Origin of the sequence: Gilvimarinus agarilyticus (genome assembly GCF_000832015.1) — a bacterium.
GTDB classification, from domain to species: Bacteria; Pseudomonadota; Gammaproteobacteria; order Pseudomonadales; family Cellvibrionaceae; genus Gilvimarinus; species Gilvimarinus agarilyticus.
In genome coordinates this window covers 133,601-158,196 of the sequence record NZ_JXCJ01000001.1, presented here as the reverse complement: position 1 = coordinate 158,196, position 24,596 = coordinate 133,601, and the positions used below count along the sequence as shown (strand labels likewise).

The following is a 24,596-nucleotide window of genomic DNA, read 5'->3' as shown; positions in this document are numbered from 1 at the left end:
ACCTTTCTGACCAACCCTCGGTATGGGGCAATTTTGGCTCACAAGCCTGGATCGGAGACAAAACCACCCTAAAGCGGCCAAAGCCCTCCCCGGTCACAACATAAAAAGCAGACATAAAAAAACCGCCCGAAGGCGGTTTTTTTAGCCAAAGCTACTGCAGGATTAACTCTCTTCAGAGTTCTCTTCAGCAGCGGCTGGGGCCGCGTCGCCCGACTCAGCTTTCTGGTCGGCGATAGCCTCTTTAATGGACAGCTTGATACGGCCGCGCTGATCCACGTCCAGACACTTAACTTTAACCACCTGGCCTTCTTTCAGGTAATCGCTTACAGCGTTTACACGCTCTTCAGCGATCTGCGAGATGTGTACCAAACCATCTTTACCCGGCAAGAAGTTAACAAACGCACCAAAGTCGACGATGCGAACCACGGTACCTTCGTAGGTAGCGCCAATCTCGGCTTCGGCAGTAATGCCTTCGATCTTGTTCAGAGCCGCTTGCAACGCTTCGTTGTCGGTGGCGTAGATTTTAACGGTGCCATCGTCGTCGATATCCACAGACGCGCCGGTCTCTTCGGTGATCGAGCGGATAGTGGCGCCGCCTTTACCGATGATGTCGCGGATTTTGTCTGGATTAACCTTAATGGTTTCAAAGCGCGGGGCGTTATCACTAACGGTGTCGCGCGATACCGAGATCACTTTGTTCATCTCATCGAGGATGTGCAAACGAGCGTGCAGAGCCTGCTCAAGTGCGATCTCCATGATCTGCTCGGTGATGCCTTCGATTTTGATGTCCATTTGCAGCGCAGTGATACCGCTAGAAGTACCGGCCACTTTAAAGTCCATGTCGCCCAGGTGGTCTTCGTCACCCAGGATGTCGGTTAATACGGCGAAGTTTTCGTCGTCTTTAACCAGCCCCATAGCGATACCGGCAACCGGTGCTTTAAGCGGTACACCGGCATCCATCAGTGCCAGCGACGAGCCACACACAGAGGCCATCGAGCTAGAACCGTTAGATTCGGTAATCTCGCTCACCACACGCAGGGTGTAAGGGAAAGACTCCAGCTCTGGCAGTACCGCGGCTATACCGCGACGGGCCAAACGGCCGTGACCGATTTCGCGGCGGCCAGTGCCACCCATACGGCCGGCTTCGCCCACTGAGTAAGGCGGGAAGTTGTAGTGCAGCATGAAGGGGTCTTTACGCTCGCCTTCCAGTGCATCGATGATTTGTGCATCGCGGGCGTTGCCCAACGTTGCTACCACCAGCGCCTGAGTTTCACCGCGGGTGAACAGGGCCGAGCCGTGTGCTTTACCCAGTACGCCCACTTCAACATCAATAGCGCGTACGGTTTTGGCGTCACGGCCATCAATACGTGGTTCGCCGGCCACAATGCGGCTGCGAACAATGGATTTCTCGACTTTGGCAAAGACTTTTTTAACGTCGTCTTCGCTGTACTCAGAACCTTCTTTAGCCAGCTCGGCAACGGCTTGGTTGCGCAGCTCGCCCAAGCGGTCGTAACGCTTGGCTTTATCGGTAATGCGATAGGCAACGCCGATAGACTCAGCAAAGTCGCGCTCCAGCGCGCCCACTAAATCGGTCTTCTCTGGCGCAGGCGCCCACTCCCAGGTTGGCTTGCCAGCGTCGCGAGCGAGCTCGGCACACGCCTGAACCACAGCTTGCATCTCTTGGTGAGCGTACAATACGGCGCCCAGCATGATGTCTTCAGGCAGCTCGTTGGCTTCTGATTCCACCATCAATACGGCGTCTTTGGTACCCGCTACCACCATGTCCAGCTCAGAGGTGCTCTGGGCTTCGTAGTTAGGGTTTAACAGATAACCGCCGTCGGTGGTGTAGCCCACACGCGCCGCACCAATGGGGCCGCTAAACGGGATGCCTGATACTGCCAGAGCCGCCGAGGTGCCGATCATAGCGGCAATATCCGGGTCGGTGGTTTTGCAGGTCGACATAACGGTACAAACTACCTGCACTTCATTCATAAAGCCGTTAGGAAACAGCGGACGAATGGGGCGGTCGATCAGACGTGAAGTCAGAGTTTCTTTTTCGGTAGGACGGCCTTCGCGCTTAAAGAACCCGCCAGGGATCTTACCGGCGGCGTACGCCTTCTCAATGTAGTGAACAGACAGCGGGAAGAACGGCTGATCTGCTTTTGCTTCTTTGGCGCCCACAACAGTCACCAAGACTGTGGTTTCGCCCATAGTCACCATTACCGCACCTGTGGCCTGACGCGCTACGCGCCCGGTTTCCAAGGTTACGGTTTGATCACCATACTGGAATTTCTTAATAATCGGATTCACTCTTCTATCCTTTTTTGCGTTTGCTTGCTCTACGCAGCTTGTCGGTCAAACATGGGCCTCTATTAATTCAGGGGTGTCCCTCGACCACGCCTGCGGTCGTTGCTCCCCCAACACTCATGCACTCGGGCACAAGTGTAGCTCACTCAGCGGGGTACGCTTTGCGGTTTAGGCCGCGCCCCGAGCGTCAGAGGCAACCCTGAATTAATAGAGACGCCCAAATGATGTACAACAAAAAAGTGCCCGCATAAGCGGGCACTGTGCAATTAGCGACGCAGACCCAGTTTTTGAATCAGTGCAGCGTAACGGCTGGKATCTTTACCCTTGAGGTAGTCCAGCAGCTTACGACGCTGGTTTACCATGCGGATCAAACCGCGACGGGAGTGGTGATCTTGTTTGTGGCCTGCGAAGTGACCTTGCAGCTTGTTGATGTTGTGGGTCAACAGCGCAACTTGTACTTCAGGAGAACCAGTATCACCTTCAGCTTGTTGATACTCTTTTACAATCTCAGACTTCTCAGCAGCACTTAGTGCCATAATCATATCCTCATTTAATATGCATGATTTACAGCCATACCCGTGCATATTTACAGGTAGGCCAAAGTCATTTACCAGTGCGAGACTGGCAACTATTGCCCCCGACCCAAAGGCCGGAGATTTACCGCCAAAACGGCAAATTGGGGGTTTATCACCGCGCCCGCTTAACTGGCGGTGGCGGTGTTTGCGACCAAACGTTTGGGGGCGACACGGCCCTCATCGAGGGTGCCAACGCCTAAAAATTGGCCACTTTCACAAAAGACACGCACCATATCACCTTCTTGGCCTGTGCGGTAGACCTGCGAGTCCATTACCGGGTTCCCCAAACGGAAATAATAGGCGCTGGATTCTGGTAGTGTGATGGCGGCCAAACTCGCCACCGGGGTATCCGTGGGCAGTAGGTGATGATCGAGCAGCTCGGCCAAACCGTCGCCGCGCTCGTCGTTCAGCTCGTCGATACTCACGCACTGGCTTTCGTCAAACGGTCCTGTGGCCGTGCGGCGCAAAGCGCTAACGTGACCACCACAGCCGAGAGCCTCACCTAAATCCTCGGCCAGAGAGCGTATGTAGGTGCCTTTACTGCACAGCACATCCACCTCGACTTCGGCCCGCTCACCGGCGCGAAACGCCAGTAGGTCAAACTCATAAATGGTGACGTGGCGAGCCTCGCGCTCGACCTCGATACCCTGGCGGGCCAGCTTGTACAGCGGCTGGCCGTTTTGCTTTAGGGCCGAGTACATAGGCGGGATCTGATCAATCTCGCCGGTCAGCGCCTGCATAGCTTTTAGTACCGCAGGCTCCGTTACGGCCGCGGCGCTTAAGGCCTCCAGCAGCTCGCCCTCGGCGTCGCCGGTAGCGGTCTTCTCACCCAACACAAAAGTGGCGCGGTAGCGCTTATCGGCATCTAATAAAAACTGGCTAAACTTGGTGGCCTCGCCAAAGCACACGGGCAATACACCGGTGGCCAGCGGGTCGAGGCTACCGGTGTGGCCGGCTTTGGCGGCAAAAAACAAGCGCTTGGCGCGCTGCAGGGCGTGGTTGGAGCTAAGCCCTAGCGGTTTATCCAGCAGCAATACGCCATCAATGGCGCGGCCTTTACGTCGACGCGCCATTATTCGTCCTCATCACCCGACTTAGCTTTATCGGCCGCCACGGCGCGATCAATCAGCGAGGACAACTCCTGACCACGTACCGAGGTGTGATCGTAGTAAAACTGCAAGCGCGGCACGGTGCGCATGTTGAGCTCTTTGGCCAACATAGTACGCAAAAAGCCCGCGGCTTTATTCAGCACACCTACGCTGGCCAGGCTTGCCTCTTCGTCGGCGCCCACCAGGGTAACGTAGACTTTGGCGTAGGCCATATCACGCGTGACTTTCACATCGTTAATATTGACCATCCCCACACGGGGGTCGCGAATTTCTTGCTGAATCATATTCGCCAGATAACGCTGAATCGCATCTCCGACGCGGTCGGAACGGGTAAATTCTCTAGGCATGGGTATACCTGCTCAATGGGTGCGACAGTTACGCTTAATAAACGTAAATCGCTAAAAACGTGAGTCACCTTAAAACGATGAAGGGCGCCTGCATTTACTCAGGCGCCCTTGAAGCCCCGCCGTTACCTCAAGCGGGGCAAAGTAATCCGCGCGGTTTACAGCTCGCGGGCTACTTCCTTAACGTCAAAGACTTCGATCTGATCGCCCACTTTAACGTCGTAGTTCTTAACGCCGATACCACACTCCATACCGTTACGTACTTCGTTAACGTCGTCTTTAAAGCGGCGCAGAGATTCCAACTCGCCCTCAAAGATCACCACGTTGTCGCGCAGTACACGGATGGGTTTGTTGCGGTACACAGTGCCCTCAGTCACCATACAGCCGGCCACCTGACCAAACTTAGGCGAGCTAAACACTTCGCGCACATCGGCAATACCAATGATCTCTTCCACACGCTCTGGGTCGAGCATGCCAGACAGCGCGCTTTTCACTTCATCCAGCAATTGGTAAATAATGCTGTAGTAGCGAATCTCGACACTCTCTTGCTCGGCCATACGACGCGTAGCGCTGCCAGCACGAACATTAAAGCCCAGTACAATGGCATTGGCCGTTAGCGCCAGGTTGATGTCGCTATCGGTAATACCACCCACGCCGGACGAGACCACCTGCACTTCGACTTCCTCGTTACCGATATCGGCAAGTGAGGCCAAAATGGCTTCAAGCGAGCCGCGCACATCGGTTTTAACAACCACTGGCAAGACTTTCTTCTCGCCGCCGTCCATACCGGCAAACATGTTTTCAAGTTTGGCAGCTTGCTGACGCTGCATGCGATCGGAGCGCTCTTTCTCGGCGCGGAACTCGGCCACTTCGCGCGCTTTGCGCTCGTCGTCCAGTACCACAAAGTCGTCACCGGCACTTGGCGCAGCATCCAAACCAAGAATCTCCACCGGAGATGATGGCCCGATTTCTTTGACTTGCTGACCCAGCTCGTTGGTGGCAGCGCGGACACGGCCATAGCTTTGGCCGGCCAAGACTAAGTCACCGTGCTTCAAGGTGCCTTGCTGAACCAGTAAGGTCGCGACCACACCGCGGCCCTTATCAACCCGCGACTCAACTACCACACCACGCGCAGGAGCATCGACAACGGCTTTAAGCTCTAACAGCTCAGCCTGCAGCGAAATCGCCTCTAACAATTCATCGATACCGGCACCGGTGTGCGCAGACACTTGGATAAACTGCGTGTCACCACCCCAGTCTTCCGGCACAACACCTTTAGCCACCAACTCGTTTTTAACGCGGTCTGGATCGGCACTCTCTTTGTCGCACTTGTTGATCGCAACAACCAGTGGCACACCAGCGGCTTGTGCGTGATTAATCGCTTCTTCGGTTTGTGGCATAACACCATCGTCGGCGGCGACAACCAAAATCACCACATCGGTACACTGTGCACCGCGGGCCCGCATGGCGGTAAATGCGGCGTGCCCGGGGGTATCCAAAAAGGCGATTTCACCCTGGCTAGTTTGCACCCGGTAAGCGCCGATATGCTGAGTAATACCACCGGCTTCGCCCGAGGCAACTTTAGCTTTACGAATGTAATCGAGCAGCGAGGTTTTACCGTGGTCTACGTGACCCATAACGGTAACCACCGGCGCGCGCGGCACCTCTTCGCCTTCCACCTTAATTTTTTCTTCCAGGTGGATCTCGATATCGTTTTCGCTCACAAGCTTAGCGCTGTGGCCCATTTCTTCAACGACCAACTGGGCTGTTTCTTGATCCAGCGGCTGGTTGATGGTGGCCATGACACCTAGCTTCATCAGCTGCTTGATCACGTCGCCCGCTTTAACATTCATGCGCTGAGCAAGGTCAGACACAATGATGGTTTCGGGTACTTCTACCTGATGAGTCATTTTTTGCGTGGGCCTCTTAAAGCCGTGTTTGTTGGACGCTTTATGTGCCGCACGTCCGGCTTTACGGCGTGCCATAAACGCCTGATCGACATCATCATCGGCCAGCTCGTACAGATCGGCTTTGGATGACTTTTTCGGTCCCATGCCTTTCTTACCAGCTTTACCGGCGCGCTTGGCGCGAGGAGCGTCGTCGTCTTCAAAGTTGCCACGGCGCTCATTCTTTTTACGGCCATGCTTAGTGTCAGGCTTACCCGCACCCGGGGGCTCAGGGGCCTCCGGAGCACTGGGCTTAGCCGCAGGCTTGGCGGCCGCAGGCTTAACTTCCGCGGCGGCCTTCTCGGCGGCCTTAGCATCTTCTATTGCCCGCAACTGTGCTTCGCGCGCGGCCTCTTCGGCGCGGCGACGTTCGAGCGCAGCCAGACGCTTTTCTTCAATATCATCGACAAACGAACTGCGCTTAGGCGGCTCGGGAGCCGGTGCAACTTCTGGCTCGGGCTCGGGCTCAGGCTCTGGAGCAGGTTCCGGCTCAGGCTCAGGCACCACTTCCGGCTCTGGCGCAGCCACCACGGGCTCGGGCTCGACAACCGCTTCCGGTGCCTCTACCGGCGCGTCTACCACCTCTTCGGCCTGCTCGTCTTCTAGCAAGTCGGCGGGKTTGCGCTTAACGTAGGTACGCTTTTTACGCACCTCAACATTTACCGTCTTACGCCCACTGCCACTGCCCGTCTTTAGGGTTGTGGTGGTTTTACGCTTGAGAGTAATTTTGCTCGGCTCTTCTGACGCCGATTCGCCGTGGCTGGTCTTTAAATAGGCCAGCAACTGCTGTTTTTCTTCATCAGAGACCAATGCATCCTCAGCGGTATGCTTCAGCCCGGCTTCCTGCATTTGCTTCAGCAGTCGCTCAACGGGAGTACCCACTGATTTGGCGAGTTCGCTAACTTTTACTTCTGCCATTACATATCCTCAGTTTCGTATATTGCCCACAACACCATTCATTGCTACTGGCGCTTAGGCAAACCAGGGCTCTCGGGCTTTCATAATTAAGGCCGCAGCACGTTCTTCGTCTAAKCCTTCTATACCCAGAAGATCATCGATCGCCTGCTCGGCGAGATCTTCCATGGTAACGATGCCGCGGCTGGCCAGTACGACAGCCAGCTCTTTATCCATACCTTCCATATTCAGCAGATCATCGGCCGGGGCAGCCCCTTCGAGTTGCTCTTCCGATGCCAGTGCTTGAGTCAGCAGCGCATCTTTAGCGCGTGCGCGCAGCTCTTCGGCTACGTCTTCATCAAAGCCTTCAATCGAGGCGATTTCTTCCAGCGGTACGTAGGCGACCTCTTCGATGGTGGTAAAGCCTTCTTCTACCAGCACCTCAGCCACATTTTCATCCACATCCAGCGCGTTCATAAACACTTGAATGTATCCGCCCGTTTCGGCTTGTTGTTTTTCTTCCCACTCGGCAACGCTCATCACGTTGATGTTCCACTGGGTCAGCTCGCACGCCAAACGCACATTCTGACCGCCGCGGCCAATGGCCATTGCTAAGTTTTCTTCGGCAACGGCCACGTCCATTGAGTTGGCATCCTCGTCAACAACAATAGACTCAATCTCGGCCGGTGACATGGCGTTAATCACAAACTGCGCCGGGTTGTCGTCCCACAACACAATATCAACACGCTCATTGCCAAGCTCGTTCGATACCGCTTGTACGCGCGAACCACGCATACCAACGCAAGCACCCACCGGGTCGATACGACCATCGTTGGTGTTAACGGCAATCTTGGCGCGAAGGCCAGGGTCGCGTGCGGCGCCTTTCATTTCGATAATGCCTTCCGAAATTTCGGGTACTTCGATTTTAAACAGCTCAACCAGCATCTCCGAGCACGAGCGGCTCAAAAACAGTTGCGGCCCGCGCGCTTCAGAGCGCACATCTTGCAGCAAAGCGCGAACCCGATCGCCCATGCGGAAGATCTCACGACCCACCAACTGATCGCGGGGCAACAAGGCCTCGGCGTTATTGCCCAAATCGACAATAATGCTATCGCGGGTTACTTTTTTAACGGTGCCGCTTACCAGCTCGCCGACACGGTCGCGATACTCATCGACCATTTGTGCGCGCTCGGCTTCACGAACTTTTTGCACGATCACTTGTTTGGCAATTTGCGCGGCAATGCGACCAAACTCAACGTTCTCGATTTTTTCACGGTGAGTATCACCCACTTGCAGCTCGGGGTCGGCCTCGGCCGCTTCTTGCGTGGTTAATTGAGTACCCAATTCAGCCAGCACATCATCGGCAACCACTTCCCAGCTACGGTAGGTTTCGTAGTCCCCAGTGGCACGGTCGATATTCACCTCAATCGTTGAGTCCTCATCAAAGCGCTTTTTAGTGGCCATAGCCAACGCGCTTTCGATCGCCTCAAAAATTACATCCTTTTCTACGCCTTTCTCGTTAGATACCGCGTCGGCGACAAGCAAAATTTCTTTGTTCATGAGTTTGCCTCGTTCAACTCCTGGGCTAATCAAACCGTCTGATTAGAACTGGGGGACAATATTCGCTTTTTCAATCGAGTCTACCGGCAGCAGATACTCTTCATTATCCACTACCACCACGACATCCTCATCTTCGATGCCGATCATTTTTCCTTTAAATTTACGCCGCCCATCAAAGGGCACACGCAAACGAACCGCAATCACTTCACCGATATAACGCTGAAATTGCTCAAGCGTGTAAAGCGGACGATCCATACCCGGCGAAGAAACCTCCAGGTTGTACTCACCCGCAATCGGGTCCTCAACATCCATTAAACTGCTGATTTGACGACTGACTTTTTCACAGTCTTCCAGCGCCACACCGCCTTCTTTATCGATGTAGACTCGCAGCACTTTTGTAGGTGTGCCGGTCATATACTCGACACCCCAAAGTTCGCACTCCAACGCGGCAACCACGGGAGCAAACATCGCAAACAACTGCTCTTCTTTCGACGCCATACACTGCCCCCGATAAAACTGATTGCGCAAAACGATTTAAATGAACAAGGCGTGCAAACTACGACGCCCAAATGGCAGCGGGCCAACCCGCAAGTCGGGAGATGCAGACTAATCGGGCCAACAACACCGGCAACAACCGCCGAGAGCACTTAGCCCAGAAACAAAAAATGGGCCCTAGGCCCACCTTGACATCTACACCACCGAAAAAGTGGCAGTGGCACGCCACTGATTTTTAGGTACAAAAAAGCCCCAAACAGGGGCTTTTAGAATTGCGCACACTTCGCGCAATGATTATTGGGCGCTTATCTCAAAGCTGATAAACCTAACCAATAATCTGTATTTCCAGCAGCCCCGGCAAGCTGCCTGCGCACGTCATAACGGTGCGCCGACTGAATACTTAACAAGTACTCACTCAAGTTTAACGGCCTTTTAACAGGACAAACATCCTACCTAAAACAACGCCAAACTGTAATTTGGTAGCGGGGGCTGGATTCGAACCAACGACCTTCGGGTTATGAGCCCGACGAGCTACCAGGCTGCTCCACCCCGCATCATCAACTCGTTTCTGGGTATTCCCTGAACCGAGGTGGCGCATTATAGGGAGCACTTAGGCATCGGTCAAGCCCGATTACAAAATACTTTTAAATAACCGATAGTTAGCTCAGTTACAGAGCAAATTGCCTATTGTGCAAACAACAGACGCGAACAATACGCTGGCGTGGCCGCTCACTAGACCACCCCGTGATACCAGGCGATGGCGTAACTGAGCACACTCATCACCGTTAATAATAAAATTAATCCAAAAAAAAGCGTTTTAATCCGAAACGGCCCGCGCTCAGTACGGTAGGTGCCGCGATTAATAACCCGATCGACCCGCGCCTGATCTTCGGGCGACAACTTACTCGGCATAGCTCCACTCTCCTATTGTTATCCTGCCAGAGAATAACAAGCCTCTGTCGCAGCGCCAACCGTGCAATGCCTCGAACATGACATAGAAAGAAGATTCTGCTCAGGTGCGCAAATCCAGCGGCGGGTATGGCCGGACAACAGCGGGCGAGTAAAAAGACGCGGCAGCGGAATCTAGGCCAACAGCATCGTCCTTTTTCGCGCTGTCGCCACCAGACTGGGACTGCGCCTTGAGCTCTTGCTGCTGTTGCACCTGCTCCTCACGAACCAGCATCGCCAGCTCGGCACGCGCGTCGGCGGCCATGCGGGATGCCTCGGCGGCCACCCGCCGATCTTGCGCCGAGGGCTCGGCCGGTGCGTTCGCCGCCGCCTTTACCTGCAAGGCTTTATCTAAGCTGGCTTGCGGGTCACCGGGCACTTTGGCGGTATCAATACGCACCTCACCCGCCACCGCGTAGCTAACGCCATCGGGGCCGCGCGTCAGCTGGTAGCTGGGGGCACCGGCGTACTGCCCGCCCACGGCGGCGTGAGCGCGCTCGTGGGCACGCACTGCACGATCGCGCGCGGCCAGCTCAGAGATCTGCTGCTGGCGCTCGCTCAACTGCTGCGCCTCGGCGGCTTTTTGTTGAGCTTTGGCTTCGGCATCGGCGCGGGTGCGCTCTTGCTCTTCGGTTTGGTTGGGCTGATCTTCAGGGGAGCGACGGTTTTCGCTGCGGCCGGGCTTAGCACCCTCTTCTAGCGGTTTAAAGCTCGAGGCCTTTAATTCGACACTCTCCAAGCCAACAGCCGCCCGCCCTAACGGGGCGTACGGGGTTACGGCGCTGGCAAAACTGGAGGGCAGCGTGTTTAGCACGGCAAGACAACCTAAGCTTTTACATCTAACAGCGAGCCAATGGCCTGATCGGCCACCTCCAGCACCCGGGCGGAGCTGTCAAACACTTGCTGCTGTTGCTGCATGTTAACCAGCGGCGTGACAACATCGGCCGGCTGGCTAGCGCGAGAAGCACCCGCCTGAGCAATCTGCTGGGCCGATTGCGTCATCTCGGCACGGGAGCTTTGCATGCCGATTAAACTTTGATTAACCACTGATCCGATATCCACGATACCCCCTGTCACCTTCCACTTACGGGCGAGAAGCCAAGCCGGCTTCTATACAGGCTTATTTTAGCGTCATCGGCGTACAATAAACAGCCAAAATCTGCCACAAAACCGGGGCTGGTAAGATTGGTTAGGGCTAAAAATCTCAAGGTTATAGCTAAAACTACAGGGTAGCTAAGGCAGGCCCGTCGTTAACCCAGAGGCGCCAAATCAAGATGCGCGGCCACCGACTCGGGGGTGGGGCTTGCCAAAAAAGGCACCACCCCCAAGCAAGGCGCACCCAAGCGCTCCGTTAGCGTGGCGATATTGGCCTTCAGCCTGCTGGTATGCGGGTCGATGATATTCGCCACCCACCCAGCTAAGGGCAGGCCATCGCGGGCAATCGCCTCGGCGGTGAGCAGCGCGTGATTAATACACCCCAAACGCACCCCCACCACCAAAATAACCGGCAACTGCAGGGCGCGGGCTAAATCGGCCAGTGTCTCAGCGCCGCTTAATGGCACGCGCCACCCCCCAGCACCCTCGATCAATGCAAACTCAGCGCCCGCCGCCAACACCTGCTCACACCGTGGCGCCAGCTGCGTCACACTCAACTCGGCGCACTGCTCGGCCGCAGCAATGTGCGGGGCAATAGGCGCCGCAAACGCGACCGGATTAACCACTTGATACTCCAGCGGCGGATAGCACTGCGCCTGCAACTGCAAGGCATCATCGTTAAGTAAGCGCTCACCATCGTGCTCGCAACCAGCAGCCACAGGCTTTACCGCCGCCGTCGTTAAACCCGTCTGCCGCGCTTTGCACAACAACGCACTGGCGATTTGGGTTTTGCCCACATCCGTGTCGGTGCCTGTGACAAAAAAGTGCTTCATGAACTCAGCTCCGGCTTGCGTGCGGCTAGATACACCACCTCATAACTGGCGGGCAGCCCACGGGGCTCCCGGAATTGCTCGTAGGCGGCCTCCAACAATTGCAGTTGCCGGCGGCCGGTAAGCCCTTGGGGCCGGCCACGGTTCACATTGTGTGCACCTAAGCCTTTTAGCTCGCGGGTTAGCTCGCGCACATTAGCGCTAAACAGGGTTTCGGTGTACACACTTTGGCACACCTCGCTTAAGCCTGCCGCCCGCGCCGCCTGCACCAAGTGCGCGGCCGGCACAAAATTATTGACATGCACGTACGCATCGACCGCCCGCCAAGCGCTTTGTAACTCGGCCAGAGTGCCAGGGCCCAACGTAGCAATATACAGCTGGCCACCGGGTGCTAGCGCCCGGTACAGCTCGGCAAATAGTGCCGGTAAGTTTTCGCACCACTGAATAGCCAAGCTTGAGAACACCAAATCGACACTCTCGGCCGCCAGCGGCAGCGCCTCGGCATCGGCGCACAGCCAGGCGGTCGGCTCCGGGTGGTGCTCGCGGCTATAGCGCAGCATGCCCTCGGCCAAATCCAGCGCCCAGTGATGATCCGCGCTTGTGGCACGGCGCAACCCGGCGCCAAACAATCCGGTGCCAGAGCCCAGATCAAGTACCCGCGCTGCGGGCTGGTTAATCGCACTCAACAGTTGCTCACCAACCGCGCGCTGCAAGCGGGCGGCCGATTCATAGGTAGCGGCGGCGCGGCTAAACGAGCGGGCGACTTGTTGCTTATCGAGGCGGTTAAGCGGCGCATTGCCCGCCTTAAAAAAATCGCAAATTGCCTGTGTAACCGCCTGTGGCTGATCTAGATGCATGCCGTGGCTGGCGCTTGCGATCACGCTGACTTGATGAGCCGGGTTAAGTGTTGCCAGCGGCGGAGCAACGGCCGCCGGCACCAGAGCGTCGTGTTCGGCCAGTAAATGCAATACGGGAATCTGTAATTGCTGCAACGCGGCGCGATTGTCACTTGTCGCTAAATAGTCGAGCGCGGCACACCAATTGTTTTTGCTAGCCGCTATAACACCTTGAGCGGGCAACCACTGACGCAACTGCTTTAAACGCTCGCGCTCGGCGGGGCTACCGCTCGCTACCAGCCCGGCAAAGCGTCGCGCGGCGGCGGCAGGCTGATCGCTAAAGGCGGCGTTAAATTGCGTGTTAACCGCCGGAGCCATGGCTTGCGGCCACTCGGGTTGAGCCACAAAGCAGGCGTTGCTCGCAAGGGTGACTAAACGACTCACCCGCGCGGGATAGTATTGCGCAAACTGCGTGGCTAACATTCCACCCAACGACCAGCCCACCAACTGACAGCGCTCAGGCAGCGCCTCGGCAAGCTGCTCTAGCACGTGCACCCCCCGCCACTCGCGAGGTGCGTCAGACTCACCAAAGCCCGGCACATCCAATAACCACACCTCGGCTACGGTGGTTAACGCCTCAGCTAACGGCGTCATAGCGCGCGAATCAAAACCCCAACCGTGCAGTAACACGATAGGCTCCGGGTGATTCGCGGCCGATGGCAAACATTGAATATGAAGGGGCATGTTACGGTTGCACATCCTTTAAGGCGGCCAGCAACCCATCTACCTGCGCCACACTGTGGCCAGCGGTTAAGGTCACCCGCAACCGGGCGCTGCCCTCAGGTACGGTGGGCGGGCGTATAGCGCTCACCCAAAAGCCGCGCTGGCGCAACGTCTCGGATAAAGCCACGGCGTCGGCATCGGCGCCAATCACAATGGGCTGAATAGGGGTGGGCGAGTCCATCAGCTGGTAACCCAGCTCGCTGGCGCCTTTTCTGAAGTGTGCGATCAGCTCATCTAAATGCTCGCGGCGCCAGGAGTCGGTTTGCGCCAAGCGCAGCCCTACCCGTGTTGCAGCGGCCACTGCGGGGGGCATGGCGGTGGTATAGATATAACTGCGGGACAATTGAATTAACGACTCAATCAAACGCTCGGAACCGGCAATAAATGCCCCAAAGCTGCCAATGGCTTTACCCAGGGTGCCCATCATGACCGGCACATCGGTCTGGTTTAAACCAAAATGCTCGCAACTGCCAGCGCCGGTGGCGCCCAAGCAGCCAAAGCCGTGGGCGTCATCCACCATCAACCAACCGTTATGGTCGTTTACCGTGGCGGCCAACTCGGGCAAAGGCGCCAAGTCGCCGTCCATACTAAACACACCATCCACCGCCACCAATTGGCGGTTACCCGTAAAACCCGCCATTTTACTGTGCAGGCTTTGCGGGTCGTTATGCAAAAAGCGGCCAAAGCGCGCGCCCGAGAGAGCGCTGGCATCCAGCATTGATGCATGGTTAAGGCGATCTTGCCAAATCGCATCGCCCTTGCCCACCAGTGCGGTAATAGCGCCAAGGTTGGCCATATACCCGGTAGAGAACAACAGCGCCCGCTCGCGCCCGGTGTACTCGGCCAGCTCGTGCTCAAGCTCGTGGTGCTCGCGCGAGTGGCCACACACCAAATGCGACGCACCACTGCCCACACCCAGCTCGCGGGCAGCGGCGTTCATGGCGTCAACCATCTCCGGGTGGGCGGCCAGGCCTAAGTAGTCGTTGCTGCAAAAGCCAACCAGCTCGCGGCCGTCGACCGTCAGCACCGGCCCCTGGGCCGAGCTAACCTCGCGCCGCTGGCGATAGCGATGCTGTAAACGGCGCTCATCGAGCACCGCCTGCAGGTGTTGATCAAAGGGGTTCATGGGCTGGGGTAGTGACTTTACTGGGCAGCGTCGTAAAAGAATTTGTCGTTGTGTGCCCCTTCCAGCGAGGCGGCGATAGAGGCCTCGGCTTCAGAGTCGTCTTCATGCACTTCGCGCGACTCGGGCTTAATGCCCAACCGCTTAAACAGCTGCATGTCTTTGTTTGATTCGGGGTTGGCGGTCGTCAGCAGTTTCTCGCCGTAAAAAATCGAGTTGGCGCCGGCAAAAAAGGCCATGGCCTGCATCTCATCGCTCATTTCTTCGCGGCCTGCCGACAGACGTACATGGGAGTGCGGCATTAAGATACGCGCCACCGCGATGGTGCGAACAAACTCCAGCGGGTCCAGATCGGCCTCGGTCTCTAGCGGCGTGCCGGCCACTTTAACCAGCATATTAATGGGCACCGACTCGGGGTGCTCGGGCATATTGGCCAACTGCTGCAGCAAACCGGCGCGGTCGCCCGCCTCTTCACCCATACCCACAATACCGCCACAGCAAACCTTCATGCCCGCGGCACGCACGTTATCCAGCGTTTCTAAACGGTCTTGGTAAGTGCGCGTGGTGATAATTTCGCCGTAGTACTCGGGCGAGGTATCCAGGTTGTGGTTGTAGTAATCCAGCCCGGCGGCGGCCAAGTCGCCCGCTTGTTTCTCATCCAGCATGCCCAGCGTCATACAGGTTTCTAAACCGAGGGATTTAACCTCTTGTACCATTTTGGTTACGTAAGGCATGTCTTTGCCCTTGGGCGAGCGCCAGGCGGCACCCATACAAAAGCGCGTCGCACCCGACGCCTTGGCCGCACGAGCCTCTTCCACCACCTTCTCTACCGCCATCAGGCGTTCGCGCTCAAGCCCGGTATCGTAGCGGGCACTTTGCGGGCAGTAGGCGCAATCTTCCGGGCAAGCGCCGGTTTTAATCGAGCACAAGGTGCTTACCTGCACCTCGTTAGGGTTAAAGTGGGCGCGGTGCACCGTCTGCGCCTGAAACAACAAATCGTTAAACGGCTGGGCAAACAACGCCATAATCTCGGCGCGAGTCCAGTCGTGACGTACAGGAGCAGGGGTAATAGAGGCGTTCATAAAGGCGTCCGGGTAACGTTTTAAGTCGTTTTGAATCTTAAATGCTACTGCCAGCTCGGCGGCCGGCAGCGGCTAATCTTGGTTAGTGGCTATAGTAATCTGTGGGGGGGATCTGTCAACCCAGAGATAGAGCTTGGGTTAACAAGTTTGATTAGGTCAAACGGCGATACGGACCACCCGACCTATTCGCGCCGTGAATGTTTTGCGTCGCAGAGCCTGAGGGGGCAGCCCTCTCGTAAATTACGCTCAACGGCTAGGCGAGCGATTTCTGGGTGGGCGCGCTGTGCCTGTCAGGCTGTCGAGGAGTAAAGGCACGCTTGGGTAACAATCTATCAGCCCCATTAAAAAGACAGACTCTGCGACTGCCATTTAAATATTTCTGAAAGCGGCACATAAAAGGCCCGTGCCTCTACCCTTTATTTCAGCAAGCCGGTCGCCAGTGCCCGAAAAGCCTCTATCGCTTTCGGCAAAACCTCTTGCGGAGTGTCGCTGGCGGCGACCCACAATGCCGCATTCAGGGCAGCGCCATTCAGCAACCTTGCGGCCGCTTCGGTATCCACGGGCTTCAGTGCTTTCTCGTTAATCAACTTTTCTACAATAGCTATAGTCGCCTGCAAACAGCTGCTTTGGCTGGGCCATTGAGATGGATCACCCAATACGGCAGGGCCATCCAACAAAACGATACGCTGAAATTCCGGGTCGAGGGCTTTTTCGATATACGCCGCACCCTCGGCCAACAAACCTTCCCAATCGCCTTCGGATTTATCACCCACCGTTTGCGCGTACAAAGCCATCTCTGAATCCATTTGCTCGACCACGGCGGCGAACAACCCGCGTTTATTACCAAAGCTGTGGTAAAGCGCACCGCGGGTAAGGCCCGCCGCTGCCGTTAAGTCATCCATCGATGCGGCCGCGTAGCCATGCTCCGCAAAAGCCTGGCGGGCTGCTGCAATCAGCTTAGCCCTGTTTTCCCGGGCACTTATATCGCGCTTATTCATTTTACACTTATCCCAAAAATCATTTGACATACGGAGTGTACGTGAAGTAATTTCACATACGCACCGTATGCAATAACTGGCTAGCGCCCACCTCGGGCACATACGCAGGCTCAGCAATAACGCTTGACCGCTATTCAACGTGACTAAAAAAGGTAAATTATGATGCAACGAGAAGCGATATTCCCAGCAAATAAACACGCTTTATACGAGGCCCATGGCTACTCCGCTGCCATTAAGTCTGGCGACTTGTTATTTGTGTCTGGCCAAGTAGGTAGCCGTGACGACGGCACCCCAGAGCCCGAGTTTAAACAACAAGTAGAGCTAGCCTTTGAGAACCTAAAAGCGGTACTTGCCGCGGCCGATTGCACCGTGGCGGACATTATCGACGTTACCTCTTTTCATACCGACCCCGAAAATCAGTTTGCCACGATAATGGACGTGAAAGCTCAAGCATTCAACACCCGCCCCTATCCAAACTGGACCGCCGTGGGCGTAAACTGGCTGGCGGGGKTTGATTTTGAAATTAAGGTCATCGCGAGAATTCCCAACGCGCTATAACGCCGAGAAGCACTACGACTAAAGACGACAGCTGTTTGGCTACACCGGCCATTTTAGTTATTCAGTGCTTTTCCGTGGCCCATAGATTCAAGCTCCAGAGCATCGAGGGTGATTTCGCCAAACCGCTTCAACATAAGCATTTCGGCCTCAGCCATTGTGTCTTTTAACGCCTTATTAACGGCAATTTCTACCGGGCAACTGTTGTGCTCATCGGTTAAACCGATGGTAAAGACAGAGCCCTCTCCTAGCGAGTTATGAATATCCAGCAACGAAATTTCAGCCAGAGGCTTAGCAAGTGCCCAGCCACCGTTATGGCCCTTGGAGGAATGCACATAGCCCTGGGCGCGCAACAACGCCATCGTGCGCCTCACGACCACGGGGTTGGTCGACAACATTTTTGCCAGTGTCTCTGACGTGACCGGAGCATCAAACCTGTTGAGGTGTACGAGTACATGTAGCACTCGCGAAAGCCGACTATCTTTGCGCATATATCACCTTAACGTTTAACGCCCAACTATATCACGACACACCATATGTTACATGGGTTGCCAGGGACTGCACTTTCATGTAACTATTGATGTTTCTTAAGTATAAGGAAACGCGCATGAAGACAGATGTAGTGATTATAGGCGGCAGCTTTGCAGGCTTATCGGCGGCTATGCAGCTGGTTCGCGGCAGGCGCAGTGTCGTCGTCGTGGACGCCAATTCACCGCGAAATCGTTTCGCCAAAGAATCCCACGGCGTTTTCTGCCTAGACGGGAAAACACCCGTAGAGATTCGCGCAACGGCGTTAGCACAACTACGGTCTTACCCAACCTTCCGGTTAACTGAAGACACCGCCGTCGATGTAGCGCAAACCAAAGAGGGGTTTTCTGTCACGCTGGCAAACGGTATCCAATACCATGCGCAGAAATTGATTCTCGCCTCCGGCATCACCGATCAGCTACCGGATATTCCCGGTGTCAAAGAGCACTGGGGAAAGAGCGTCATCCACTGCCCATACTGCCATGGTTACGAATTGCAAAATCGCGCCCTTGGCGTGCTGGCAACTAGCGAGATGTCTTTTCACCAAGCGGCCATGATCCCGGACTGGGGCACAACAACCCTGTTTACCCAAGGGCAATATACCCCCGACGACGCCGTGTTCGATCACCTTCACAGAAGAGGTGTCAGCATAGAAAACACAGCGATAGTCCGAGTGGTGGGCGATGGAGAGCACATTCAGCGAGTTGAGTTGAGCGATGGCCGCCAGATAGCGATTAAAGGCCTTTACCTTGTCCCCAAAGTAACCATCACGTCGCCCTTGGTCGCCAAGCTGAACCTGGAAAGGGTAGAGACACCCATGGGCACTTGCATCAAGGTTGATGAACTTAAAGAAAGCTCTACAGCGGGCATCTTTGTGGCGGGCGATCTATCCAACCCAATGCAAAGCGGCACCTTTGCCATTGCATCGGGCACCATGGCCGGTGTCGCCGCGCACCGTGCGTTGATATTTAATCATTAGAATCCCCAAACTTAGCGCCCAATGACGTTACGACTTCTCATAAAGCAGCGAGATCCCGATGCAGCCCGATGATATAACCGCTCTGTTCGACCGGCAGGCCGCCTACTACGACACCTACTGGACCAAAACCGCAGCGATTCGCGACGCTTTAAATTTGCTGACCAGCGCTTTACTGATGTCGCTACCAAACGATGCGCATATCCTTTGTGTTGGTGTTGGCACTGGGGATGAATTGCTGCACCTTGCCCGGCAACATGCAGGGTGGCGCTTCACAGCTGTTGAACCCTCCGGCGCCATGCTGGCAGTTTGCCGAGATAAAGCGGAGCAGGCAGGCGTGACCTCGCGTTGTGAATTTTACCAAAGCTATTTGAACGAGCAGCCGAGCATCCCCCAACACGATGCGGCTACTTGTTTTTTGGTGTCGCAATTTATTCTGGAGGGTGCAGAGCGTGTACAGTTTTTTCGCGACATCGCCGCCAGGCTAAAGCCCAAGGGCCTATTGGTCAGCGCCGATCTTTCCGCGCAGGTCACCTCACCCGAGTTCGAGGTGCTACTGCGCAGCTGGATGGTGATGACCTCGGGCGAAACAACAAAGGAAGGGTTGGCTCGTATGCGCAGCACTTACACGAACGATGTTGGCGTGTTGCCACCCAACGAGGTATCCGCATTAATAAGGGCCGGGGGTTTTGATTCGCCTATACCGTTTTTTCAAGCGGGCTTGATACACGGCTGGCTGGCGAGCCGTGTAAGTGCTCAGTGAGCAAGGTTAAGACACTTACATATCGGTTTACTGCAGGGCTTACTCTTTTAACACACTCGCTTTTGGCTCGTTAGACACTATGACTGGGGCGCACCTCACCACCACGCTTTACCCCACATGTTCGGGTTGGCCCAAAACCGGGGGTTATTCCATGGCCGCTGGTGGTTATAACTGTTGATATTGTAGGTGTAGAGGGTCAAGGGTTCGCCGCCGCCTGCCTCTAGCTGGGCCTCTTTTTTAAAGCCCAAAGCGATAAAATCATTCAACCCCCAGCCACTTTGATCCCTCACCAACACCGCGATCTGGCGAGTGCCGTAATTACGCAACTGGCCGATGAGTATCTGCCCTTGCTGAAAGCTCATATGCTCCAGCGTGTCGGAGACCAAACCGAGATCCTGCACTTCCGAGAGCGATTGCCCGACGTCGGTATCGTCGGCGGATAGGCGGGKAACTTCACACTCATGATGTTCAGACCACCGCTGCGCCAGCTGCTGCACCATCTCGCCCAAAGCAACCATCGTGCTGGGCTGGCAACTGTCGATAATAGCGGCAAGTGCTTGCTCGGATTCAGGCATAGGGTGTTAAACGTGTAAGAGGTTTAAGCATGAGGCTGCAGTATCACACCCTGCTTAGCCACCTGCAAGGGGGGCTGGACGCAGCGATAGGTGCGCCTTACAAAGCGCCAATGACTTGCGCGTTGCTTTGCGTATACACCCACGCAAAGACCCGCACCGTTGAACAAAACAGCGGTGCGGGCGATACATTTTGTTTCATACCGTTAGAGACTATCGATAAAGTCATTCACTTCTTTTTTTGCTTCCTCTTTCGATTTTCCGTACTTAGCTTGGATTTCACCTTCGAGCTTCTCGCGGTTACCATTTACGCGGTCAATATCGTCATTTGTCAGATCGCCCCACTTTTCTTGTGCCGCGCCTTTAAATTTGTGCCAATTTCCTTCGAACTGATCATTATTCATCGTAGTGTCTCCTATTCGTTCTTCAGAGGTTAACAATATTTATAAAATAAACTCGTCGTTTAACGTAACTTCGCGGTGTTTATCTCGCAGATTACGCGTTTGCAAACAGGTCACTGCAGCTTGTATGCCAGCTATTAAAACCCCGCTTGTAAGCGCCCAACCAGCAGTTGAGAAAGGCAAATAGCGTCAACACGTGCATCTTTCTCGCCTGCAGATGAGTAAAATCTACAATGCTCTGTACAAATTTGGCGATCAAAGCCGTCCTTAAACATACTGGCCTGTCGAAGCAAACCTGACGGTACGCGACTGGACAACAATAACGATTGCGAAGTGCAAAAATATTCACTCTGACTATTAAACCTACAGTACCATCCAGGCACGGAGTGAACTTAATCAACTATCGTCAACACAGACGCCTTGTGCGCCGCAACATGATCAGTTTTGTCACTTTTTATTTCGTACTGGGGATTATCCTCTGAGGCTCGTCGGGCATGCCCTTTATAATCAAAATCTGTGGTGTGAACCTTGATAATTACGCCACTCACCATGCCTGCTTCGGAGTTCCATTTAACGTGATCGCCTTTTCTGAACTTCTGACTCATAGCGGTTACTCCCATGAACTCTGCCTACTAACAGGTAAGCATCGAGCATGCCCACTTTAAATCCTGCACATAGGCATGCGCGTCACCGCGCGCGGTACGACTAGGCAAAGAAATTGCTAATAAGATTTTCTGTTGATAGACATGACCATCAAACGATGAGCTCAGCCATGAAAAAAATCGCCATTATTGGTACCGGGCCTACAGGCCTTTATACACTGGCCGGATTGATCCAATCCCCTATGCCAGTGAGCATTACTCTTTACGAATCGCGTGAAGTGGCAGGCGTCGGCATGCCCTTTGACGAACACACCAATCATCCGGTGATGTTAGCCAATATCGCCAGCATAGAAATTCCGCCGCTGGCGTGCTCTTACCTAGAATGGCTGCAACAGCAAAGCCATAGTTTTTTGAAACGATACGGTGTCGATAAAGCTGACCTTAATGAGCGGCAGTTTCTACCACGGGTTTTGCTTGGCCACTATTTTCACAACCAGCTTCAACGGCTGATTGAATGCGGGCGAAAGAACGGCCATTGCATTTCTACTCGGGTAAGCAGCACTGTAGTTGATATCGATGCAAAAACATCATGCAGGCTTTGGCTAAAAGACGAGAGTGAGCCACACGGCTTCGATTACCTTGTTATTGCCACTGGACACCACTGGCCCTCAGAGTCGAAGAGTACACCGAGCTATTTTGCAAGCCCTTGGTCCGGCCTGATAGACAGCAACATTCCCGCTGCACGTATAGGTATTATGGGAGCATCACTAAGCGGTATAGATGCCGCCATGGCAGTGGCGGTTCAACATGGGCGCTTTGTAGAGCAGCAAGGTCGTGACGCCAACTCACTACGGTTTGACTTAACTACCTCAAACTCAGATTTAAGGATCACCTTACTGTCCAGATCCGGCATTCTTCCAGAGGCCGACTTCTACTGCCCGATTCCGCACGAGCCCTTAACCATTGCCACACCAGAAACTATACGCCGGGCAATTGCGGCACCGACTGAAGGATTACTGGATCGCGTGTTTGCCTTGATTGTTCGAGAGCTGAAGTTGAATGATCCCATATGGAGCGAAAAAATCGGACTGGACGCATTGGATGCCGACAGCTTTTCGGACGCCTATTTTTCGGCGCGGCAAGAGCACAACCCCTTCTATTGGGCGAGAAAGAACCTCGAAGAGGTAGTGGAGAACAAAGCCAGACGCCGCACGGTACCCTGGCGATATACACTATTACGCTTGCACGAAGCCGTAGAACCAATGTTCCCGCATCTTGATAAAAAAGACTCAGACCGGTTTAAACAAGGGTTAAAGCGCGTGTTTATCGATAATTACGCCGCGGTACCCCCGGAATCAGTACGCCGAATACTGGCGCTTAAAGAAGCCGGAATCATCGACTTAGTCGCACTGGGAGACAAGTACGACCTGATAACTCATCAGGACTACACCACTATTCGTAGCGAAAAAACCAACCTTAACTTTGATATCTTTATCGATGCCCGTGGGCAAAAGCCCTTAAAGTTGCTCGACTTGCCTTTTCCGCAGTTAAGAAAACAACTACTTCAGAAGCCACATGGCAAACCGCCCATCAACGATGATTACATTATTGACCTACCCACGATTCAAAAGGGATGCGTCGCATTGGCGGCATTGCCTTACCTCATGCCATTAAAGCCTTTTGTGCAGGGTATTACGGTATGCGCCGAAATCGGCAAGGCTGTTAGCCAAAACTTTGTTGGCACTATTTCTCAAGCCGGTCGCCGCTAAGATCTGCGCGAGGTGCTGACGGAAACTTGAGTTTTCAGAACCCATGCCGATTCAAGCGTAGGCTTTATTGAGGCCAAAGAAGATATCGCCTGGCCTAATGCTTCTCTACATCTTAGTTACGGAGGACACTCAGGTTTCAGAAAGACGTCCACTCGAGTGGATCTACACCCGCCTCAAGAATCAGTTGAGGCGGGAAATCGTGAGAGACGGAGCGACTCTATAGATTGATCCCGACGTCTCGACTCAAGAGGCACGATGCTCTTATCGCTCTCTGTTAGTTCTTTAACGCCTCCTGCCAGCTACGCCCTGCATCTGCAGAAGTGAAATTTGAACCCTGCCGACAATCAAGATTTATCACATCCTGCTCAACGACAATATCGCAATGTCTATTAGGTAACCTAACTTCATCCCAGTCATCATCGTCGTGTTCGTAACGAAAAAGGAACGTCTTTTGTCCATCCAGATTAACCGGGTCGAATATATAGTCACCACCAACCTTATAAAACCGTGTTTTTTCGGTTACGTATTCTGACCAGCCTACTGCATCAAACTCAGCCGTATTAACGTTAAAGATGACACCCTGAGGGTTTGCGTCCGCCGCTCGGTAATCGTGTGTCAGCGGCCCAACAAACAATTGGCCTTCATCGAAGGAAAAATGTGGAATCATATACACATCACTGAGCGATTCGGGTACGACAGACCAACTTTCACCCCGATCCTTTGATACATTCAAACCACCGTTTCCATCGACCGCCACCATCATATGGTTTGACACAGCCAGCGCTGTCACATACTGGCCGTCAGCATGATTAATAGGAGTAATCTCCTCCTGACAATAGCAAAACAACCGGCCAAAATTGTCAAAGAAATAGTGCTCATCAACCGAGGCGTGCTGTACCGCAGGGATTAGGGTTGCCAAGGTTTCAGTATCGACAAAACTTCGCGTAGAGCCTTCTTTTTTAGCTATGATACCCAGCTCACCAAACTCTAGATTTCCCTGACGCTGCAACTTGATACTGTGGGCGCGAGCAAATGCATGACGAATTGCAGTCAACTTCTCTTCAGGGGAGAATTTTATATCGGCAGGCTGGAAATCTTCCTCCGTCAAGCTGCCATAAACATTAGGATAGTATCGTTCCAAATACCACGGGCCGGTTTCTTCATCGGCTAGTGCAATAATGGCCCGCTTACCACCCTGACTGAAAATCGCCAATTCCCCCAGTGAAGTTACTTGGCCCGCCTTAATAGTGAATGGAATATTCATAGAAAGGGTCGATACGTATTGCCCCTGATACCCTGAATGGCGCTTAAACTTGGTGAGCTCATACTGCCCGGGCGCTAAGCGAATGGCTGCATAACCACCCCTTAACCAGCCACGGGGCTCGCCACTAACCTCTACACTGCCATAATCCCACTCACCGGCCGTCGAGAAGAATACTATGCCATCCTCTCCCACGGGCTTATTTTCTAGTGTCGGGACAGAAGAACACCCAACGGCTAAGAAC

The 24,596-nt window shown here is 54.4% G+C and carries 24 protein-coding genes and 1 tRNA gene; 4 read left to right on the top strand and 21 right to left on the bottom strand.

Annotated elements, in window-relative coordinates; translation table 11 throughout:
* Positions 1 to 162: 162 nt before the first annotated feature.
* The 16 genes from pnp to SD69_RS00665 form a co-directional block, all read right to left on the bottom strand.
* Positions 163 to 2,310: a polyribonucleotide nucleotidyltransferase gene (pnp, locus tag SD69_RS00740; protein ID WP_041521677.1), complete on the bottom strand. Its 2,148-nt coding sequence runs from the start codon at positions 2,308 to 2,310 to the stop codon at positions 163 to 165.
* 263 nt (positions 2,311 to 2,573) lie between these two features.
* Positions 2,574 to 2,843: a 30S ribosomal protein S15 gene (gene rpsO, locus SD69_RS00735; protein ID WP_041521676.1), complete on the bottom strand. Its 270-nt coding sequence runs from the start codon at positions 2,841 to 2,843 to the stop codon at positions 2,574 to 2,576.
* Between the two features lie 164 nt (positions 2,844 to 3,007).
* A complete protein-coding gene (gene truB / locus SD69_RS00730) occupies positions 3,008 to 3,955 on the bottom strand; it encodes a tRNA pseudouridine(55) synthase TruB (RefSeq protein ID WP_041521675.1) in 948 nt (315 codons plus the stop codon).
* On the bottom strand, positions 3,955 to 4,338 hold the full coding sequence (gene rbfA / locus SD69_RS00725) for a 30S ribosome-binding factor RbfA (protein ID WP_041521674.1): 384 nt from the start codon (positions 4,336 to 4,338) through the stop codon (positions 3,955 to 3,957). The genes truB and rbfA overlap by 1 nt, the downstream gene beginning before the upstream one ends.
* Positions 4,339 to 4,493: 155 nt before the next feature.
* Positions 4,494 to 7,199 (bottom strand): translation initiation factor IF-2, encoded by a 2,706-nt coding sequence (infB, locus tag SD69_RS00720; protein WP_041521673.1) that lies wholly within the window; start codon positions 7,197 to 7,199, stop codon positions 4,494 to 4,496.
* A 54-nt stretch (positions 7,200 to 7,253) separates the two neighbouring features.
* Positions 7,254 to 8,735: a transcription termination factor NusA gene (gene nusA, locus SD69_RS00715; RefSeq protein ID WP_041521672.1), complete on the bottom strand. Its 1,482-nt coding sequence runs from the start codon at positions 8,733 to 8,735 to the stop codon at positions 7,254 to 7,256.
* 42 nt (positions 8,736 to 8,777) lie between these two features.
* Entirely contained in the window at positions 8,778 to 9,233 is a 456-nt protein-coding gene (rimP, locus tag SD69_RS00710) for a ribosome maturation factor RimP (RefSeq protein WP_041521671.1), read from the bottom strand.
* 474 nt (positions 9,234 to 9,707) lie between these two features.
* Positions 9,708 to 9,784: transfer RNA gene (locus tag SD69_RS00705), tRNA-Met, on the bottom strand.
* 178 nt (positions 9,785 to 9,962) lie between these two features.
* Complete coding sequence (locus SD69_RS00700; RefSeq protein WP_041521670.1) at positions 9,963 to 10,142, bottom strand: DUF3094 family protein; 180 nt, start codon at positions 10,140 to 10,142, stop codon at positions 9,963 to 9,965.
* A 100-nt stretch (positions 10,143 to 10,242) separates the two neighbouring features.
* The gene (locus tag SD69_RS00695; RefSeq protein WP_052480775.1) at positions 10,243 to 10,992 is read right to left on the bottom strand and encodes a putative metalloprotease CJM1_0395 family protein; all 750 of its coding nucleotides are present in this window, start codon (positions 10,990 to 10,992) and stop codon (positions 10,243 to 10,245) included.
* An 11-nt stretch (positions 10,993 to 11,003) separates the two neighbouring features.
* Complete coding sequence (locus tag SD69_RS00690; protein ID WP_041521669.1) at positions 11,004 to 11,240, bottom strand: hypothetical protein; 237 nt, start codon at positions 11,238 to 11,240, stop codon at positions 11,004 to 11,006.
* A gap of 188 nt (positions 11,241 to 11,428) precedes the next feature.
* Positions 11,429 to 12,106, bottom strand: a complete 678-nt coding sequence (gene bioD, locus SD69_RS00685) for a dethiobiotin synthase (RefSeq protein WP_041521668.1) — start codon at positions 12,104 to 12,106, stop codon at positions 11,429 to 11,431.
* Positions 12,103 to 13,683 carry a malonyl-ACP O-methyltransferase BioC gene (bioC, locus tag SD69_RS18305; RefSeq protein ID WP_084591444.1) on the bottom strand — a complete coding sequence of 527 codons (1,581 nt, stop codon included), beginning with the start codon at positions 13,681 to 13,683 and terminating at the stop codon, positions 12,103 to 12,105. The genes bioD and bioC overlap by 4 nt, the downstream gene beginning before the upstream one ends.
* Before the next feature lies 1 nt (position 13,684).
* Positions 13,685 to 14,848, bottom strand: coding sequence for an 8-amino-7-oxononanoate synthase (gene bioF / locus SD69_RS00675; RefSeq protein WP_041521667.1), 1,164 nt, complete (start codon positions 14,846 to 14,848; stop codon positions 13,685 to 13,687).
* Between the two features lie 17 nt (positions 14,849 to 14,865).
* Positions 14,866 to 15,927, bottom strand: a complete 1,062-nt coding sequence (gene bioB, locus SD69_RS00670) for a biotin synthase BioB (RefSeq protein WP_041521666.1) — start codon at positions 15,925 to 15,927, stop codon at positions 14,866 to 14,868.
* A 416-nt stretch (positions 15,928 to 16,343) separates the two neighbouring features.
* Positions 16,344 to 16,925 (bottom strand): TetR/AcrR family transcriptional regulator, encoded by a 582-nt coding sequence (locus SD69_RS00665; protein WP_041521665.1) that lies wholly within the window; start codon positions 16,923 to 16,925, stop codon positions 16,344 to 16,346.
* 159 nt (positions 16,926 to 17,084) lie between these two features.
* On the opposite strand from SD69_RS00665, the gene SD69_RS00660 reads away from it, so the two are divergent.
* Positions 17,085 to 17,483, top strand: coding sequence for a RidA family protein (locus SD69_RS00660; protein WP_041521664.1), 399 nt, complete (start codon positions 17,085 to 17,087; stop codon positions 17,481 to 17,483).
* A 53-nt stretch (positions 17,484 to 17,536) separates the two neighbouring features.
* Here SD69_RS00660 and SD69_RS00655 read toward each other — a convergent pair whose 3' ends face one another.
* Positions 17,537 to 17,971: an Rrf2 family transcriptional regulator gene (locus tag SD69_RS00655; protein ID WP_041521663.1), complete on the bottom strand. Its 435-nt coding sequence runs from the start codon at positions 17,969 to 17,971 to the stop codon at positions 17,537 to 17,539.
* A 116-nt stretch (positions 17,972 to 18,087) separates the two neighbouring features.
* Here SD69_RS00655 and SD69_RS00650 point away from each other — a divergent pair, with 116 nt between their 5' ends.
* Positions 18,088 to 18,987, top strand: a complete 900-nt coding sequence (locus SD69_RS00650) for an NAD(P)/FAD-dependent oxidoreductase (protein WP_041521662.1) — start codon at positions 18,088 to 18,090, stop codon at positions 18,985 to 18,987.
* Between the two features lie 58 nt (positions 18,988 to 19,045).
* Positions 19,046 to 19,747, top strand: a complete 702-nt coding sequence (locus tag SD69_RS00645) for a class I SAM-dependent methyltransferase (RefSeq protein WP_041521661.1) — start codon at positions 19,046 to 19,048, stop codon at positions 19,745 to 19,747.
* Between the two features lie 95 nt (positions 19,748 to 19,842).
* On the opposite strand, the gene SD69_RS00640 is transcribed toward SD69_RS00645, so the two are convergent.
* From SD69_RS00640 to SD69_RS00630, 3 genes are all read right to left on the bottom strand, one after another.
* The gene (locus tag SD69_RS00640; protein ID WP_041521660.1) at positions 19,843 to 20,322 is read right to left on the bottom strand and encodes a DUF6231 family protein; all 480 of its coding nucleotides are present in this window, start codon (positions 20,320 to 20,322) and stop codon (positions 19,843 to 19,845) included.
* Positions 20,323 to 20,525: 203 nt separating this feature from the next.
* Positions 20,526 to 20,723 (bottom strand): CsbD family protein, encoded by a 198-nt coding sequence (locus SD69_RS00635; protein ID WP_041521659.1) that lies wholly within the window; start codon positions 20,721 to 20,723, stop codon positions 20,526 to 20,528.
* Between the two features lie 389 nt (positions 20,724 to 21,112).
* Positions 21,113 to 21,325 carry a hypervirulence associated TUDOR domain-containing protein gene (locus SD69_RS00630; RefSeq protein ID WP_041524274.1) on the bottom strand — a complete coding sequence of 71 codons (213 nt, stop codon included), beginning with the start codon at positions 21,323 to 21,325 and terminating at the stop codon, positions 21,113 to 21,115.
* Between the two features lie 167 nt (positions 21,326 to 21,492).
* Between SD69_RS00630 and SD69_RS00625 the strand changes: the two genes are divergently transcribed.
* Positions 21,493 to 23,091, top strand: coding sequence for an FAD/NAD(P)-binding protein (locus SD69_RS00625; protein ID WP_041524273.1), 1,599 nt, complete (start codon positions 21,493 to 21,495; stop codon positions 23,089 to 23,091).
* 274 nt (positions 23,092 to 23,365) lie between these two features.
* On the opposite strand, the gene SD69_RS00620 is transcribed toward SD69_RS00625, so the two are convergent.
* On the bottom strand, positions 23,366 to 24,547 hold the full coding sequence (locus SD69_RS00620) for a hypothetical protein (RefSeq protein WP_157471584.1): 1,182 nt from the start codon (positions 24,545 to 24,547) through the stop codon (positions 23,366 to 23,368).
* Positions 24,548 to 24,596 lie beyond the last annotated feature (49 nt).